Origin of the sequence: Haloglomus halophilum (genome assembly GCF_024298885.1) — an archaeon.
Lineage (GTDB): Archaea > Halobacteriota > Halobacteria > Halobacteriales > Haloarculaceae > Haloglomus > Haloglomus halophilum.
Map to the genome: position 1 here is coordinate 93,767 of NZ_CP101168.1, position 15,956 is coordinate 109,722.

Here is a 15,956-nt window from a genome sequence, read left to right on the forward strand (position 1 = left end):
TAGGCGACGTCGCCTCCCACCTCGGAACGAGGCCGACGACCCGACCACTACGACCAGATTCGACCAACTACAGCCATGAGTACCGAGACATCCAGCAGCGGAGACAGCGCTCCAGACCCAGCACGCTCTTTCGACATCCATCACCAAGCCGTCTTCATCACCGAGACTGACGATGAGGCGGTCGAAAAGAACACAGTCGACGAACACGGTCTGCTCGCACTCGACGACGAACCCTTCGAGACCACGCTCTTCCACCACGGCGTGAACGTCGATACCCGCCAGCGAACCTCCCGGATCGACACCGGCGGCAGCGACGAATTCATCGACGACCGCCCACCGTCGGCTATCCGGTCTCGCAACGCCGGGGCGAAAGACCCGCTCCAGGACGCCCCTGGCCTACAAGGAACCCTCTTCGCCGATACGAACGTCGACCAGCGCACGCTCGATGGCCAGCAAGCCAGCGCACGCTTCATGTTCGAGGCCCAGCAGCGCCGTCAGACCCACGACACGGACGAACACCAGAACGCGGACGCCTCATCGTCCGAGTAGGACACACTACCTCAGAGCCGTCGACTCGCAAGAATTCCAGAATTTCGGTCCGCTCATACCCAATGACCGGCTCTGTTGAAATCCTCAATCAGCGATAGGTTTCAGAAGCCGTGCTGCATACAACGCGCGAGTCGGCCACGAGCGGACTACCTATACCGACCATTGCAAACGGAGAAAGTACTTATCCGCAGGTGACCCCGTAGCAGTATGTTTGCCCTCCAGACTACGCCAACACGGACAACGCTCGTTGTTGATGACGTGAATACTTTCGAGGCCATCGGGCCCATTTGGTGGCTTCTATTGGCGGTTGCGATAGTCTCCATCATCTACCTCCATTACAGATAGGCCCGTCCAAACGCTGTAGCGGTTCGACTCAGTTTCGAGCGAGTAAAATATGGTTCGGAGGGTTGCTGAATTCATCCTCTATAGTCAGCACGCCGTTCCCATCAGCTACAGAGGATTTCAACAGAGCCTAAGGGACAACAATTCGCTCGTAGCCCTACACTCTAGATGGCGAGGGGCACATCGGGTCCATTTGTGCCTCCCGAGTCGGTGGAGGAAGAATCCCGACATGGCAACCACCAGCAGTACCACCGATCAGCAGATCTACGAAGCAGCAGTCGTTTTCACGCTTCAGAACACGAATCGAGAAGTCGCCGACGAGTTCGTCGTAGCCCGTGATGTGCGCGAACTCGCCCCCGCAACCATCGAAGTAGTCCTCGACATCGTTGCCCCGACCAACCACGACGCCTATCGCAGCGGCGTTAACCTCGTTCGAGCCCCCCTCGACGCCGCTGGCCTCATCGATCAGTATAGCCTCGGAGACGCCCGCCTAGAGGCCCTCAGATGAGCACGAACTCGGTTACCTCGGAGTTCCTCGCCTGCCCCGAGTGTGGCGGCGAGCGGTTCTCGTGGATTATCCACCAGGTCCAGTTCGGCGGCGTCCATCGCTTCCCGAACGGACAGGTGGACGTCGAAGCATCGAAAGATGGGCCCATCACGGGGGCTGATATCGGCGAGAACGGCGTGTTCTGCGTCGGGTGCGGAAAGGACCGCACCTACGACGACCTCGTTCCTACCGACCACGCGGACACCACCACGGAGGGGCGATGATGCCCGAGTGTCTCGACTGCAGCAACTCCGTCGTGTTCGTCCACGCTGGCGACGCAACCGAACTCCGCATCTACGACAACGGCGAGTTCACCAAGAGCGAACATCAGCAGTTCGAGACCCGTTCGTGCTGGTGTGACGAGTGTGAGAGCGAGAACGTGAGGTTCGACTGATGGGTGCACACACTTTCTTCACCAGGGTCAGCGGCACTGACGCCGACACTGCCTTCCGAAACGCCGTCGCGGATGCCAAGTACCTCCACGGACACGCCGGCTACACCGGTACTATCGCCGAAAAGACATCATTCACTCAGATTCCCGCCGACGAAGTCGGTGACACCGACCCCGACGACTACGCCAGCCAGCTCATCGAGGAACAGGACCCACGCATCGATAGCAAGTGGGGACCCGCCGGCTGCATCCATATCGAGGACGACACGTACCTGTTCTTCGGCTGGGCGAGCACGTAGCACCACCCCGGAATCGTGCCCCACGGACACCCCGAGTCCAGAGTGATACGACCTCTTCGTGCCGGTGATATCGTCGCCTTCCCCTACCTCGACGCCGTCGGTCGCTATACCGGTGAGGACACCGACGACAGGATTGTAGACCGACAATGAGAGTGGAGCCACGAGCGGCTAGCTCACGCTCGTTTGTCCGGCCCTGCACGGTGGAGGCCATCCCAATATGGAATCCAACACAGACGACCAGATCGAAGGACAGCGTATCGTCGCCATCCGTGAGATGACCCCCGCCGAACTCGACCGCGAAGGCTGGATCACCCAGCACGGGAGTTCGATACCCGCTATCGAACTCGAATCCGGCATCCTGCTGTATCCCTCGGCCGATCCCGAGGGTAACGGCCCTGGGGCACTGTTCGGCATCGACGCCGACGACACCGCGTTCGCACTCTTCCTCTGACTGTCCCGACACCCCTGACAGCCCAGTCCGACGGACCCACCAACTCAGCTCAGACTACCTGATTCAAGGAGAGAGTCCCGCCCTTCAGGGGGGCGTGAATCCGATATCTCCAGAACAACCACAGTCGCCGCTCTGTCTGGGGCATCTCCCAGCGTTCACTTTCACCCCGGATGGCGAGTATATACTTACCGCTACGCCCTCCGTCGGTTCGATGAAGCGGACCAGCACGTTCGAGGTGGTTCCTCAGTCCGACGCGGACGCGGAACTCCTCCGACGGCTGTTGGACGCTTCTGCCGCGCTCTGGAACGAGATCACCTACGAGCGCCGCGAGAATTACGCCGACCCGGACGGCGACGTCTGGGACATCAGCGAGTATCGCGGGCGCTACGGCGGCGTTCTCGGTGCCTCGACTGTGCAACAGATCGAGCGCAAGAGCCGCGAGGCGTGGCGGTCGTTCTTCGCACTCCAGAAGAAGGGCGAGGCCAACGGCAAGCCCGGATACTGGGGCAACGCCGAAGATGGCCGCGACCTCCGCACGTACATCCGAAACACGTCGTACTCGGTCAAGTGGGGCGAATATTCCCGCCTCGAAATACTCGTCGGGCAAGACCTGAAAGACGAGTACGGACTCGGCCAACGGGAACGCCTCCGACCCGAAGTCCGGGGTGACCCCAACTGGAAGGAGTACGACAAGCAGGGCCGGTTGGAGTTGTTCTACGACGAACACGCACAGATGTTCAGGGCCTTTCAGCCGGTCACCATCGACGATTCTCGACTGGCATACCCACTGGCGGGCGAAACCGCCGCCCTGGATATCGGTGCGAACACCCTCGTCGCCTGTACGACCACGACCGGTCAGCAATACCTGTACGAAGGCCGCGACCTGTTCGAGCGATTCCGTGCGACGACGCGAGAAATTGCTCGGTTGCAGTCGCTCTTGGAGGATGGGCGATACAGCAGTCACCGGATACGCTCGCTGTACCGACGCCGAACGAAGCGGCGCGACCACGCTCAAGATGCGCTCTGCCGCGACCTCATCGAACGGTTGTACGACGAGGGCGTCTCGACGGTGTACGTCGGGGCGCTGACCGACGTGCTGGAGACGCACTGGTCGGTTCGAGCCAACGAGAAAACGCACAACTTCTGGGCGTTCCGAGCGTTCATCGACCGGCTGGCGTGTACCGCCGAGGAATACGGTATGACCGTCGAAATCCGGTCAGAGGCGTGGACGTCCCAAGAGTGTCCACAGTGCGGGTCAACTGACCGGACGACGCGCCACCGAGACTCGCTGACGTGTCCGTGTGGCTTCGATGGCCACGCGGACCTCACGGCGTCGGAGACGTTCCTGAAGCGGCAGACGACAGCAGCACGGCCGATGGCACGGCCTGTATGCCTCAAGTGGGACGACCACAACTGGTCAGAGTCATCACGCTCAGTTCCCAACGAGGAGCATACGAACCCGCAAGTTGCCTCCGTGGGTCGGTAACCGATACCCCCAGCGCGAGGAAACCCCGGCGTTTACGCCGGGGAGGATGTCATTACCTCTACGACGAGTACGGAACGGCCATCCGCACCCCCTCGGAGTACGACCAACTCCTTACCAGTAGTTGGTAATACGATTTCTTTATTCACGTCTGATACTGAATGATTAGCCGGGGATTCGCCTGTGGTCGTGGTGTCCATTAGTGGCTCGTTGGCCCTCGGTTATCTAGTTTCTGTCAGTCTCATCAACGGGGATGACACGCAGTTCGCCGAAGCCGAAGCGCGAGTGTGAGCCGACTCGTGCCAGCCCGTTCCGCGCGGTCTCGACGGGCCGGTCCCCGAGGTATTTCAGCGACGTGTAGGGGGACGGCGACGGCCTCGCTGAACAACGCCGCCACGTGCTGGTGAGCCACCGCTCGTGTGCTGTCTCGGCGGTCGTGCTCTTGTGGTCGCCGTTGTAAACAGAGAGATTGGTCCGCGGGTATCATCGCGTGGTCACGACGGACGCACACGCGGACCTCGGAGACGTGGAGGTGGTCGGTGTCCCGGTAGCCAGTGGCTGGCAGACTCTCACCGAGTAGAGTGTGTGAGTCTTCCGTTCGGGGCCGGTCCACTCGTCGTACTCGATTTCGAAATATCGCACATTAACCCACTCTCCCGGCTCAATCCCCGCCTTCCCGTCCCCGTCGATATCTGTCCCGTCCGAAACGATGAGAACACTGTCCCCAGCGGAGGTTTGGTTCCGAATCGCATCTTCGGCGTCATCCACCCATAGTCCCCGGTCAGACGTGCGTTCGCCGCCTGTGATCCTGGCTCGCCGCTCACGGTCGCCGGGGCCTTCAACCACGATATAGAGTTTAGCGCGCTGTTTGCCGGTCACGCTCGTTGGCCTGATACTATCGTTCCCAAGATTCGTCAGTCGCAGCGACTCGTTCCCCGGGTAATACTCCGGCTGGAATCCGATTTGGGGGGACGTGGTAGACCCTTCAGACAGTTCCGCCACGTACAGCATGCCACCACCGGCTACAGAGGCAACGGCTACGCCAATCACCGCTAGAGTTACCTTTTGCATGGTTCGGTGCCTGTGTGTTATTACAAGAGTTTGTGGAATTTTCACGTCAGGAAGTAGCCCGGGACGCCGTTCCTGACCGCTTCTGCAGTGTTCCCAGCACACCCGCCGAGGTAGAGATTCTTGTCGAGGAGGCCAGCGACGCACGCATCGCTGTTGCCGCCATCGTACTTGAACAGCGGGCCGCCCGAGGAGCCGTCTCGTACGTCGGTGGAGACGCGCCGCTGGTGCTGCTGGTGCTTCCGGTGAAGGAGATGTCGAACGTCCCGTACTACATCCGGCGACTGCTCCGGCTCGCGGATCACTACGTCACGGTCGACCGGGCGTACCTCGATTCGGGGTTCTATCAGGGGAACGTGGCGAGCGTGCTGGAGCAATTCGGCGTGACGTTCGTGATGCAGGCCCGGCGCGGGGCTGAGGACGTGGACCAGTTGATGCGGCAGGTCGCCGAGGGCGGCGCGGACTCACCACAGATGCGCTACGGCGTGGCCGACTACCCGGACGATGCTCACTGGATGGTCGCGCTTCCGAAACAGAAGGCTGAGCGGCTTCAGCAGTCCGAACCGGACGATCCGACGGACATGGTGAACCTGCTCTACACCAACGCGCCGATGACGCGAGAAACGGCCGAGTCAATCGCCGAGGACTACCGTTCGAGGTGGGGCATCGAGACAGGCTTCCGCGTCATCAAGGAGGACTTCCTTCCGAAATCACGGTCTACGACGGCGACGATGCGAACGTGGTACTTCAACTTCGCCGCGCACCTCTACAACCTCTGGGTGACGGCGAACGTCGTCCGCGCTCACGACACTGGGAAGGAACTGGCTGGGGACCACCCGTTCACCGCTGGGCGGCTGATGCAGGCCATCGAAGACGACCCGTACGAGGCGAACATCCGCGCCGAGCCCTCAGAAACCTTAGACTTCTTCGACGGGTTGTTCTTGTAGCAGATGTATCGGGGAAGAACCGAGTCAGTTGCACTCGGGACACTGAATAAAGAAATCGTATTACCAACTACTGTTACTGAGATTTCGACCGGCGAGACCACCGACCACGACCAGGAGTGGTTCGTCACGCCCGTCGATGTCCACTACTGATCAACACTCGATTCTGTCCTTTACTCTCTTGCTTTCCCCGCATACTTCGTCGTTACCTCGCCTTTGGTATCCCGGAGAACGACGAAGCGATACGGCCCATGCGGACAGCCATCGCAACGAGGCCCACACGGAACTTTCCGAATCTGAACGTGCCCATATCGCGCCAACTGGTCGTCCGAGAGCGCCTTTCGCTCATCCGAGCTCATCTCCAAGAACTCTTCTTTGGCCTCCCGCTGCTGCTCGCGAGCGAGATCCTTCGCCGGCTTCTCCGCCACGGTCTTCCCCGCATCTGACGTCGAGGACATCGCTACCGGCCGCTGCTTGTATTCAAGGAGTTCCTCCGCGTACTCGATAGCCGACTCCAATCCACCGATGGTCTGTTTCTGTAGCGGCTCCCACAGGTACTTCGGCATCCCCTCCGGGGGAGGCGGCAGCTCCTCGTCATCCCCACCGTCCGTGAGGAGGACGACGGCCCCCTCGGTTGCAGTGTCGTCGACTGTCGCCACCTGGTCCGGCATACGCTTCCTACATTACATTCGAGCGGTATAATGTTATGTAGGACAAGCAAGCCACGAACCGCCCGTTTGTCGCCCCCGAGTCCGCGGAGGGAATCTCCCGATGAATACAACCACTCGCAGTCACCCTGTCCTGGAGGAACAAGCCGCCGACAGTCTTGATGAGAGCATTGCTGCCGCTCGCCGCGTGCAACACCTCAGCGCAATCGTCGCCAGTCGCCTCACTAACCCCGACCAACTCAAGCCGAACGCACTCGCGAAGGCCGTTGTCAAAGCACTCTACGAGATACACCCACACATCCGGCTCGACGACGGTCTTGAACTTGCCACGCTCGTCGAGACGCCACCCGACACCGTCTCAACTCGCCGAACAATCGAACACGTCGTCGACGACGCCTGTACACACCTCACCGAGTGGGGACGCTTTGAGACACCCCGGCAGAAGACTCCACAAACGGAGGTCGCTGCCGCCCTCGGAGCTGACATCACCCGCGAAGCTGATGGCGAATCCAACGTCGACTCATGAGCCACGACGAACCCCTGCTCGAACAGCTCCCACCTGAGAAACTTCTCGACACCGCAAATTTCCGGGTAATCACACCCGCAATCCCGATGATGGAAGCCATCGAGACCGTCGAGCAGTATCTCGAACACGAGCGGGCGAATCGGAATCGGGCAGGAATCATCCGCCGTCTCACCGATCGAATCGATGCGATCTACGAGGAGACTGGCGAGCGTCCATCCGAGACAGGATCAAAGCCGGAGTCAACACCCGAGCTAGGGCAGACCCCGCCGGTTGAGCCCATGACATCAACGACTACGATGACCGATACGCTCTCTGTCTGGACACCGTCGAGGGGACTGCTAGACCTTGTCCATGACCACGAGCCAGGCGGTCTCGCCGGCCCGTCCATGCCGCTTGCGTGGGAAGAGCTGTGAACTACCCTACCCTACTCGCTCACGGCTGACGCCGTTCGCTCCTTGAGGGTAGGGCTTCCTGCTTCAACGACGCGCTTTGCAGACACAGGTGTATCCCCAGGGAGCGCAGTCTCCACAGGCGTTGATTCGGAGTATCCCACTCCTACATCTTCGAGGCCGCGAGAAAGAATGTTCCACGCCGCGTTCGCGTCCCTGTCCGCTTCAAACCCGCAGGCGGGACAGGAGTGTTCACGGACCCACAACGGCTTCTCCGTCGAGACACCGCACGACGCGCACTCCTTGGTCGTCCCTCGCGGGTCCACCGCTACGAAGTGCGTCCCCCCTCGTTCACACTTGTATTCGAGCAACGAGAGGAACGTCCGCCACGCCGCAGACGCGGTGTTGCGGCTGTTCGACGGCGACTCCATTATCCCCTTCACATTCAGGTCTTCGACCGCCACGAGGTCGTACTCCCGAGCGTAGTACGCCGAGAGTTTGTGCAAGAAGTCGCGGCGCTTCCGTCGGAGGTCGGCATGACACTCTGCGACCCGCCGCCGTTGCTTCTCGTAGTTGTTCGACCCTTGTTCCTTCCGCGAGAGCGTCCGTTGCTCACGCTCCAAGCGTTCGCGCTCGTCGGAGAGGTCGAGCGGCCCAACCGCCGTGCCGTCGGTGTCGTGGGCGTACTTGAGTATCCCCACGTCGATGCCAACGACTCGCTCGGGATTCTCAGGCGGTTCGGGTGGCTCGCGGTCCATTTGGACGCCGAACGTGGCGAACCACTCGCCGGTCGGTTCCTTCTTGACCGTGACCTGCTTGAGTTTCGCGTCGTCGGGGATGGCGCGGTGAAGCCGAATCGGTATGTCCGCGAGTTTTGAGAGTGACAGGACAGTCTGACCGCCCTTCTTGTCGAGCTTGAAGCCAGACTGACTGTACGTGAAACTACGGAACTCGCGCGGTGGCTTCCACTTGAGCCGACCGACGTTGTAGCCGTTCTTCTTGAGTTCTCCGAGAGACTTGATGTTCTGCTCGATTCGCATAACGGTGGTCTGAAGCACCGTCGAATACACGTCCGAAAGGTCGTCCCACCACTCTTTCAGGGCAGGAAGTTCGTCCCGGATGGAGCGGACACGTTGGTTGAGGGTCCCCGCGCTCTCCGGAATCTCGTTGAACCGATAGCGAGCGTGGTTGTAGAGTTGCCTACAAATGTCTCGGTGGCGGTCCAGCTCCTCACGCTGGGCGTCGGACGGCTTGAGACGGTACTTGTAGGCGTAGTACATTCTACTCGCGTTGGTTCTCGACATACTGTTTCAGCACATCCAGCGATACCTGTCCCGTCGAGATGAGGCAGTACGAATCGTTCCAGAACGAGTCGCCCCACAGTTCAGTCTTCAGTTCGTCCGCGTACTCGTTGCGGATACGGCGGGCTGTCGCGCCTTTGACCGTGTTGATGAACTTCACGAGGTCTGTGGTTGGTTTCGCTCGAAACAGGATGTGTACGTGGTCGTCCTCGCCGTCGAGGTTCGTCAGTTCGACGCCGTAGTTGTCCGTGAACCCGCTGATGACCTTGTGAATGAATTGGGTTCGCTCCTCGGTTAGCACTCCGCGCCGATACTTTGTGGCGAGTATCAGGTGGTAGTGCAGGGAAAACGTCGAGTGCGCTCCCGAGTCGAGATCGTATTCCATTAGGTTCAGACAATACTCTGCTACCCTACTACAATAACGTTGTGACTGCGTGGGTCTGTGGGCCTGCAACCGTAGAGTGTATGGAAACCCTGTGGCGCTGTATCCCCTCCCTGCTCGCGCCTTCCCTTCGGTCGGCGCTCGCTGAGGAAGGGGGCTTAGCGCCTCAGTTCAGCTAACGAAACCGGTAGTATCGAGATTGGAGGCTTCCCTCCCTAGCCGCTTTTGTGCACTCCCCCGGACTCTCCAGCGAGGCCATACCATGCCGTCAACAATGTGTTCTCACTGTGGTGAAGAGGTCGATGCTCGTCGCTACGGTTCGAGCGATACCATGTTTGACTGGCAGTGCCCTGCGTGTGGCAAACTCATCAGTATCGACGGAAATGCCCGCGAACAAATCTACCGACGAGAAGTCCGCCGAGACCTCACCGAGGACATCATCGCGCTCGCTGACGAACTCCACACCGGTGGTGCCGAACCACCACCACTCTCTGTCGAACAACTCCAGACGCGTCTCGGAGAAATTCTCTCGGACGTCAACGAAGAACTCGACCGCCGAAACCCCCGTTAGCCTCGACGAACAGCCAATACCAGATCCTCGCGACTCTCTTCTACTCCTACACCATCTCCCGGTGAGAGGAGAGCATGCTCGTGCTGTCCGACATCGGTTTCTCAGCCGACGCATCCACCTCGGGCGTCCCGAAGGGCGTCTACAAACACCCAGCCTACAATCTATTGTACCAAATCAAGGGTTCTATTGGCCCAAGAACTCCATCTAATCAGCAGAAGCGGTCCCCTCGTAGAGTGTTTAAGTAGCCGGTTATCTGCCAATAGAATAGAGTGAATCGGTGTCGTCGGCGACGACCTTCGAGACGCTTGTCCCCCACGTCGACGACACGTGGCCCCAACCGGGTCTGCTCGCCCCCCAGGTGGTGGTCGGCGGCCGTCGCGACTGGCTCGGTTGATTCGTTTTGTTCGTTTCGTTCGTTTCTCGTAACGAGCACCGGATTGTCGCACCCATTGGCGTAGGTCGTTAACCGGGCGAGGGTTCGGGCCTGGAGGGTTTTCGCGTGGGGCTCGCCAAGGGTATCGTCGACGCGGTACTGGGTGTCGACCGCCGGCGCGACGATGACGGCGGGCGTGTGGGGTACCGTATCCTCGTTCGGCCTGGGGCCCGTCGACCGGCCGCCCCGGCATCGGCGGTGGCATCCGGATTGCTTTGTTCACCGCTGCCGGGAGATCACAGACGGCGCCGTAGTGCTGGTAGGCGGTGAATCCGCGTGCCACGTGGATTCGATCGAGCAACCGTTGACTGGGCGCGATCTGGCGAGTGTCGTCGTCGTCACGTGCCCGTTTGCGTCGACCCAGAAGGCGGGCCCATCGTGCAGGAGGAGGTGGTCGAGCACGAGCGACTGCAGGATAGGGACGCCGCGGCTCCCCTCGACGTCGAGCAGCGTGATGCCGTCGTCGAGCTACGGCAGCAGCATCTCGTCCGTAGCCGGATCGGCCTGGTCAGCAAGGGACCGATTGCGGTCTGCGCCCCGAGTTGGCTGGTCCACCGCCAATCGGTTCGACATTGAGTGTTCCTTCCATACTCGACTAAAGGTCTACATTCCCGATAAGCCGCGGCGTGTTGCTTCCGCGTTTCAGGGAACTCGACTTGATTCCCTCCAATCCCGGCACAGCCCCGAGTAGTCTCTGTTTGGATCCCGCTTCCGAGAATAGTTCCTGAATCGAGCGTTGTTCGTGTTAACCAACATCCGGCCGTATTGACGGCGGCGTGTTGGTTAAACCCACACGGCTGCAGTCTCGGGCCTGACTGCTCGGAATGTTAATGCTAAACGCCACGTTGGAAGAGGTGCTCTATGAGCTACCCACGAACCCACGTCGACCACCGAAACCCCGATCACCACGAGTCAATGCACCCAACTCGAAATATCGTGAACGCCCACGTTGTTGCCGGGGAATTCCTCACTTCACGGTACCACGATGCGCTTCAAACTGTTCTCCATCCCCTCGGCGAGTCTCTGGACACCAAAGACCAACATGCGCTCAACGACCTTGGCATCGTCCATGCTACTGGTTCCGTGAACGAGCTTTCCCCTATCGTTCGCACATACGTCAAACTCGACGAGTATTGGACACGCACCCATCGTACTGCGCTCAACGAACTATTCGCTGATCGACGTGCTCACGTCCTGAGTTGCTGTACGCGGTTCCTTTCTGAGTTCTCTCGACACACGCTCGAAGTCGAATCTGGCCGTTCCGGAACTGCGCTGGATACTACCCTTGCTCCGCTTCTCGAGTGCGGATTTCTCTCACACACAGATGATGAGAAAACGCCATATTCTGTTGATGAACACCACGCGCTGTATCGACCGACTGAACGGCTCTTCGACGCACTTCTTGACCAAGCAGCTGTTCTCTGTGAGCTTCTGCTACCGACAGAGCTCTAATCACACGATTCAGAGCTGGCTCTGTAGAAATTCTCCCGGTCACCAACCTTCTGCGGTGAAACAGTCGATAAGTAGGCTTGCGAATTGGTCACAACTCAGTCGTCATCTTGCGTGGACTCAAATTGGTAAATACTCCACGAAGACGGCGGTGAAATCCCTGACGAGCCAGGGGTCTTCTTCGAGGATGAAAATGTATGATCGTTCTGGGCGCCTCTACGATAGGTCCGTTAGCAGCGTTGTAAGGAACTGGACCTTCTCTTGATATTCGACCCCGTGTTTGAGAAAAGAGGACATGTCATTGAGATCCCACTGCCCGTATTTGTCGATGTATAGGAGTAACAACCCGTCCAGTAGTAATTTCGCACCATTCCGATGACCTTGATGAATCTCGGTCTTTAGCCCTTCATGAACGAGTTCGTGGCGTTTCTCTTCTATCTCTTCGATGGCTCGCTTCAATTCGGGACGAAGCGAGTCGTCCATGTCGTGGTGATAGGAAAGCGCGAATTCACCACGGTCAACCATCTTGTCGAAGTCACTGGCGTTCGAATAATCGCTGGTATTCGAAAGAATTTCGATGCCTCTCCAGAAACTAAAGAAAGATTGCCGAACAGATCGTTCGGTTATACCGTCTTGGTACGCGAGTAGCGCACTGACAATATATCCCTCGTAGGTTCCCTTGTCAGCATCATAGTCGAACGTCGGAATGTCGCTGATCTCATCAACATCGTCTGCGTGGTTAAAATGGAACCGACCAACCGACCGCCGATAATCGAAATCCATCGGACGATACGTAACGAAATCCCCGTCTTGGAATATGAGGTAGAACGGTGGTTCTTGATGACGGGTCCATTTCTCGTAGGGAGCACGATCTGAACTCCCCGGTTGCGGCATACCTGCGGCCCAGAGCTGATCGAAGAAGTTTATTTCAGCGAAGCGGGATTCGACGAGTTCCGAGACCCTGTGTAGGGCGTAGAACTCGTCTCGGGCTTTCATTTCGACCATCAAGAAGGTCCACTCACGCCGTTTCAACGGGTGGTCCGAGTAGTCATTCGGAAGTTCATCCAGAAAGGAATCGAAACTCGAATCATCGTCATTTTCGGCCACTATGAGATGATTTTCCCATTGATCTTCGTCGATTTGCTCTGCTTTCGACTCGTAGAGTTCGACTTCATCTGGAAAATGCTTGCTCCGAATCATTATCGGGAATACAAGCTTGTACGTGTCCGGTGGAGTCCCTAACCAATTCGAGAAAATGCCACTCTTTTTGGTCTGAAAATGACCGCTCAACTCGTCTTCGGTGAGGTCTGTTCCGTGTGTTTCGGCTATCTTGATGAGTCCTTCGTGAAATTTCTTGTAGAGACCTCTATTCGTGATTCGGTGGTGGTCTCTGTCGAGTCCGAGATCCCGAATGGCTCCGAAAAGGTTCTTTTTGAATGCAGATTCTTGTCCCATTTGGACACGTACTTCGCCGGTCCTTGGTAGCTCCCAGATTCGCTGATATGCGTCGTAGAACCGCTCGTCCATGATATAGGTCCTGTCTGGTTCTTATATTAAGTTGGTGCGGGTTCCTTATCAGTGCGTTCGGTCCCTCCAGCGAATAACAGCGGCGAGTTGCTGTATACCTCCTCTGGACTTACCGACCATACCCAAATCTACAATCAAACGAGGGTGCAACAGAACCAGCCCTTCACATTTCCAGATACGTTGAAGATTCTCCCGGTCGGACCCGGATGTATGTGTGGCCGAAACTCGCTTTTCATCGACCAGGCCGACCTCGAGGCTCGCTTCGACGCCGAGGTCGTTGCGGACGGCGGGTACACACCCCGATACAACATCGCGCCTGGCGACGACCTCCACATCATCACGAACGAGGCTCCAGACGAGATCGACGCCTACTACTGGGGGTTGATTCCGTTCTGGGCGGACGAACCCGAGGAGGGCATCATCAACGCTCGCTCCGAGACTGCCGACGAGAAACGCGTCTTCGAGCGGGCGTGGGAATCACGTCCCTGCCTCGTCCCCTCGTCAGGCTTCTACGAGTGGAAATCGCCGAACGGCGGGTCGAAACAGCCCTATCGGATTTTTCGCGAGGACGACCCCGCGTTCGCGATGGCGGGGCTCTGGGACGTCTGAGAGGGCGACGACGAGACGATTTCGTGCGTCACGATTCTCACGACGGAGCCGAACGACCTGATGGAGTCCATCCACGACCGGATGCCGGTCGTCCTCCCGAAGGACGACCTAGACGCCTACGAGATATCGACGCGGGTCAACAACCCCGGCAACGACGATCCTCAGGTCATCGATCCGCTGGACCACGAGCGATCGGGTCTCGGTGAGTTCAGTTCCGGATAGCTGACGAAGTCACGGTCACTGCATCGGCGACGCAGCTGCCGGATCGACGAGCGAGTACTCTCGATCCCAGATGGTACCTTCTGCCGTGAGGCGGTCTTCGAGATGCTTACGCTCGGTCTTGTCCAATTGTGCCTTCCGCTGAGAGAGAATCACTTACTATGCGACGATGACCCGTCTGTTATCAGGCTAGCAACTATCCTGATCATCTGTTTCCGCGTCAGATGGCCACGTTGGGCCCTCTGGGCGGGGGATCTCCTCTACCAAATCCTTCTCGAACTTCGAAGCTCTCCAAGCTATCACGTTCTCCTTCCGCTGGACGTACTTTTCGTCAGTCTCCAGCCAGCGGGCAATATCCTCGTAACTGTGACCAGCACAGAGCAGCACCATCAATGCGAAATCGAAGCGATTGAGATTGCTCTCGTTCGCATCGGCATCAATACGGTCGAGGAACGCCTTTGAGGCATCACCGACGAACTCCATCAGTATCTCATACAGCTCCTCGTTATCAAATCCATCAAACGTGAATCCCTCCGTGATGTTGTTCCCAGGGTCACTCTCTTCGGTATCCCAGCGAATCTCTTCGAGGGCCGCTCTTTCACAGTCGTGAAGTCTCGATAGGCGCTCTGGATACTCCTGTTCCCAGGTCGTGATTGTGTCGGCTACAGCCTCAGATTGAGCGTGTTCGATATAGGGATCACACCCTCGCTTAGCGATGACTGACTCGATGTTCTTTCCCGAGATTGTCAGTAGCACGGACGCACATCGATCAGTCTTCTCGAGGATCTGTGCGACTTCACGACGCGATTCGAGTTCGTCAAGGCCTGCACGTTTCTGCGCGTCGTGGACGAGGTTGTTTCTACGTTCTTTGACCTCGACAAGCGATCCGTGATCACCCCCGGTCAGTATTTGGATATCACAGAGTTTCTCTAATCGCTTAGCGTGCCCCATACTCCGAACGTGCTCTGTGATGCTGTCGAGACGAGATTCTTCACGAAAGAGTTCGTTGAGGACAGTTTCTGTCGTTAACTCTTCGATGAGTGCCGAGGCGAGGAGTAGATACGAAAAGAATGACCGCTCAACGTCGCTGTCGATCTCGTCGGTGGAGCGGAGTTTTTCAGCGATTTCAGCACGCTGTTCGAGATAATACTCGAGGACGTTGTCTGAGTGCCCGACTAGAGAGTTTTGGCGTTCTACGTATGCAACTTGGAGGAGTAATTCCTTATCGAAAGGAGTGCTCTCACTCAGCTTCTGACACTTCTGGAGCGAATTTGTGGGGAGATGGCGAGTCAAATAATCGATGTCGTCGTAGACGAGCGGCGTATTCGTCGGACAATTGTCTACGATTGACTGAAAGTCGTCGTTATCAGCGAGCTCGCTGAGTGCAGCACGTATCTCGTCGACGCCAAGTTCCCGGACATCTTCTGACAGGTCTGATTTTTCACCGACCGGAACAACGCGGTACGACGCATCTCCAACGATGACGACCGGCCCTTCCAGATCGAGAACCTGATATTCCCCGATAGGGCTCAGAGAGACTGTCTCTGCGTCTATTGCGAACGATAAGTCGAGATCAGTATCGTCGCCCACGCGTCAAAAACTGCAAAGGGCTCTATTCGACCTGGGCTTCGTACTCGTCCCAAAGCGTGTCGATGTCCGTGCCGGTCTCCTCAGAGATATGGCGCAGCAACTGCGCCCTGTTCTCGAACCGACGGAGCTGGCCCTTTGCGCTCATAGTAGGACATAATCGCTCCTGCAGTAATAAATCACGGGGTGCATTCTCTCGGTCAACAAAACACGACCTACCA

Annotated in this window: 20 protein-coding genes and 2 pseudogenes; 14 read left to right on the top strand and 8 right to left on the bottom strand. The window is 58.1% G+C overall.

Annotated elements, in window-relative coordinates; translation table 11 throughout:
* Nucleotides 1-75 precede the first annotated feature (75 nt).
* The 7 genes from NL114_RS21370 (at nucleotide 76) to NL114_RS21400 (ending at nucleotide 4,065) form a co-directional block, all read left to right on the top strand.
* The gene (locus tag NL114_RS21370; protein WP_254824866.1) at nucleotides 76-549 is read left to right on the top strand and encodes a hypothetical protein; all 474 of its coding nucleotides are present in this window, start codon (nucleotides 76-78) and stop codon (nucleotides 547-549) included.
* Nucleotides 550-1,120: 571 nt separating this feature from the next.
* Nucleotides 1,121-1,399: a hypothetical protein gene (locus tag NL114_RS21375; protein WP_254824867.1), complete on the top strand. Its 279-nt coding sequence runs from the start codon at nucleotides 1,121-1,123 to the stop codon at nucleotides 1,397-1,399.
* On the top strand, nucleotides 1,396-1,662 hold the full coding sequence (locus tag NL114_RS21380) for a hypothetical protein (protein WP_254824868.1): 267 nt from the start codon (nucleotides 1,396-1,398) through the stop codon (nucleotides 1,660-1,662). Before NL114_RS21375 ends, NL114_RS21380 begins: the two co-directional genes overlap by 4 nt.
* The gene (locus NL114_RS21385; RefSeq protein ID WP_254824869.1) at nucleotides 1,659-1,832 is read left to right on the top strand and encodes a hypothetical protein; all 174 of its coding nucleotides are present in this window, start codon (nucleotides 1,659-1,661) and stop codon (nucleotides 1,830-1,832) included. Before NL114_RS21380 ends, NL114_RS21385 begins: the two co-directional genes overlap by 4 nt.
* A complete protein-coding gene (locus NL114_RS21390) occupies nucleotides 1,832-2,128 on the top strand; it encodes a hypothetical protein (protein WP_254824870.1) in 297 nt (98 codons plus the stop codon). Before NL114_RS21385 ends, NL114_RS21390 begins: the two co-directional genes overlap by 1 nt.
* 217 nt (nucleotides 2,129-2,345) lie before the next feature.
* On the top strand, nucleotides 2,346-2,579 hold the full coding sequence (locus tag NL114_RS21395) for a hypothetical protein (RefSeq protein WP_254824871.1): 234 nt from the start codon (nucleotides 2,346-2,348) through the stop codon (nucleotides 2,577-2,579).
* A 211-nt stretch (nucleotides 2,580-2,790) separates the two neighbouring features.
* The gene (locus NL114_RS21400) at nucleotides 2,791-4,065 is read left to right on the top strand and encodes an RNA-guided endonuclease InsQ/TnpB family protein (protein ID WP_254824872.1); all 1,275 of its coding nucleotides are present in this window, start codon (nucleotides 2,791-2,793) and stop codon (nucleotides 4,063-4,065) included.
* A gap of 480 nt (nucleotides 4,066-4,545) precedes the next feature.
* Here NL114_RS21400 and NL114_RS21405 read toward each other — a convergent pair whose 3' ends face one another.
* The gene (locus NL114_RS21405; RefSeq protein ID WP_254824873.1) at nucleotides 4,546-5,133 is read right to left on the bottom strand and encodes a hypothetical protein; all 588 of its coding nucleotides are present in this window, start codon (nucleotides 5,131-5,133) and stop codon (nucleotides 4,546-4,548) included.
* 32 nt (nucleotides 5,134-5,165) lie between these two features.
* On the opposite strand from NL114_RS21405, the gene NL114_RS21410 reads away from it, so the two are divergent.
* Nucleotides 5,166-6,077 (top strand): transposase, encoded by a 912-nt coding sequence (locus tag NL114_RS21410; RefSeq protein WP_254824874.1) that lies wholly within the window; start codon nucleotides 5,166-5,168, stop codon nucleotides 6,075-6,077.
* A gap of 170 nt (nucleotides 6,078-6,247) precedes the next feature.
* Here the strand turns inward: NL114_RS21410 and NL114_RS21415 are convergent, their stop codons facing one another.
* Nucleotides 6,248-6,745, bottom strand: coding sequence for a hypothetical protein (locus tag NL114_RS21415; protein ID WP_254824875.1), 498 nt, complete (start codon nucleotides 6,743-6,745; stop codon nucleotides 6,248-6,250).
* 184 nt (nucleotides 6,746-6,929) lie between these two features.
* On the opposite strand from NL114_RS21415, the gene NL114_RS21420 reads away from it, so the two are divergent.
* Both NL114_RS21420 and NL114_RS21425 read left to right on the top strand, forming a co-directional pair.
* Nucleotides 6,930-7,268, top strand: coding sequence for a hypothetical protein (locus NL114_RS21420; RefSeq protein WP_254824876.1), 339 nt, complete (start codon nucleotides 6,930-6,932; stop codon nucleotides 7,266-7,268).
* On the top strand, nucleotides 7,265-7,681 hold the full coding sequence (locus NL114_RS21425; protein WP_254824877.1) for a DUF8129 domain-containing protein: 417 nt from the start codon (nucleotides 7,265-7,267) through the stop codon (nucleotides 7,679-7,681). Before NL114_RS21420 ends, NL114_RS21425 begins: the two co-directional genes overlap by 4 nt.
* Before the next feature lie 11 nt (nucleotides 7,682-7,692).
* Here the strand turns inward: NL114_RS21425 and NL114_RS21430 are convergent, their stop codons facing one another.
* Nucleotides 7,693-8,937 carry an RNA-guided endonuclease InsQ/TnpB family protein gene (locus NL114_RS21430; protein ID WP_254824878.1) on the bottom strand — a complete coding sequence of 415 codons (1,245 nt, stop codon included), beginning with the start codon at nucleotides 8,935-8,937 and terminating at the stop codon, nucleotides 7,693-7,695.
* A gap of 1 nt (nucleotide 8,938) precedes the next feature.
* Complete coding sequence (gene tnpA, locus NL114_RS21435) at nucleotides 8,939-9,343, bottom strand: IS200/IS605 family transposase (RefSeq protein WP_254824879.1); 405 nt, start codon at nucleotides 9,341-9,343, stop codon at nucleotides 8,939-8,941.
* A gap of 328 nt (nucleotides 9,344-9,671) precedes the next feature.
* Here tnpA and NL114_RS21440 point away from each other — a divergent pair, with 328 nt between their 5' ends.
* Nucleotides 9,672-9,911, top strand: a complete 240-nt coding sequence (locus NL114_RS21440; RefSeq protein WP_254824880.1) for a hypothetical protein — start codon at nucleotides 9,672-9,674, stop codon at nucleotides 9,909-9,911.
* A gap of 319 nt (nucleotides 9,912-10,230) precedes the next feature.
* Here NL114_RS21440 and NL114_RS21445 read toward each other — a convergent pair.
* Nucleotides 10,231-10,800, bottom strand: a pseudogene (locus tag NL114_RS21445) (hypothetical protein); the annotation flags it as partial.
* On the opposite strand from NL114_RS21445, the gene NL114_RS21450 reads away from it, so the two are divergent.
* Nucleotides 10,687-10,920: a hypothetical protein gene (locus tag NL114_RS21450; protein ID WP_254824948.1), complete on the top strand. Its 234-nt coding sequence runs from the start codon at nucleotides 10,687-10,689 to the stop codon at nucleotides 10,918-10,920. The pseudogene NL114_RS21445 and the gene NL114_RS21450 sit on opposite strands and share 114 nt — an antisense overlap.
* 285 nt (nucleotides 10,921-11,205) lie before the next feature.
* Complete coding sequence (locus NL114_RS21455) at nucleotides 11,206-11,796, top strand: hypothetical protein (RefSeq protein ID WP_254824881.1); 591 nt, start codon at nucleotides 11,206-11,208, stop codon at nucleotides 11,794-11,796.
* A gap of 213 nt (nucleotides 11,797-12,009) precedes the next feature.
* On the opposite strand, the gene NL114_RS21460 is transcribed toward NL114_RS21455, so the two are convergent.
* Nucleotides 12,010-13,320 carry a hypothetical protein gene (locus NL114_RS21460; protein WP_254824882.1) on the bottom strand — a complete coding sequence of 437 codons (1,311 nt, stop codon included), beginning with the start codon at nucleotides 13,318-13,320 and terminating at the stop codon, nucleotides 12,010-12,012.
* 210 nt (nucleotides 13,321-13,530) lie between these two features.
* On the opposite strand from NL114_RS21460, the pseudogene NL114_RS21465 reads away from it, so the two are divergent.
* Nucleotides 13,531-14,151 (top strand): annotated as a pseudogene (locus tag NL114_RS21465) (SOS response-associated peptidase).
* A 186-nt stretch (nucleotides 14,152-14,337) separates the two neighbouring features.
* Here the strand turns inward: NL114_RS21465 and NL114_RS21470 are convergent.
* Entirely contained in the window at nucleotides 14,338-15,738 is a 1,401-nt protein-coding gene (locus NL114_RS21470; protein WP_254824883.1) for a hypothetical protein, read from the bottom strand.
* Between the two features lie 22 nt (nucleotides 15,739-15,760).
* The gene (locus NL114_RS21710; RefSeq protein ID WP_008528531.1) at nucleotides 15,761-15,883 is read right to left on the bottom strand and encodes a hypothetical protein; all 123 of its coding nucleotides are present in this window, start codon (nucleotides 15,881-15,883) and stop codon (nucleotides 15,761-15,763) included.
* Nucleotides 15,884-15,956 lie beyond the last annotated feature (73 nt).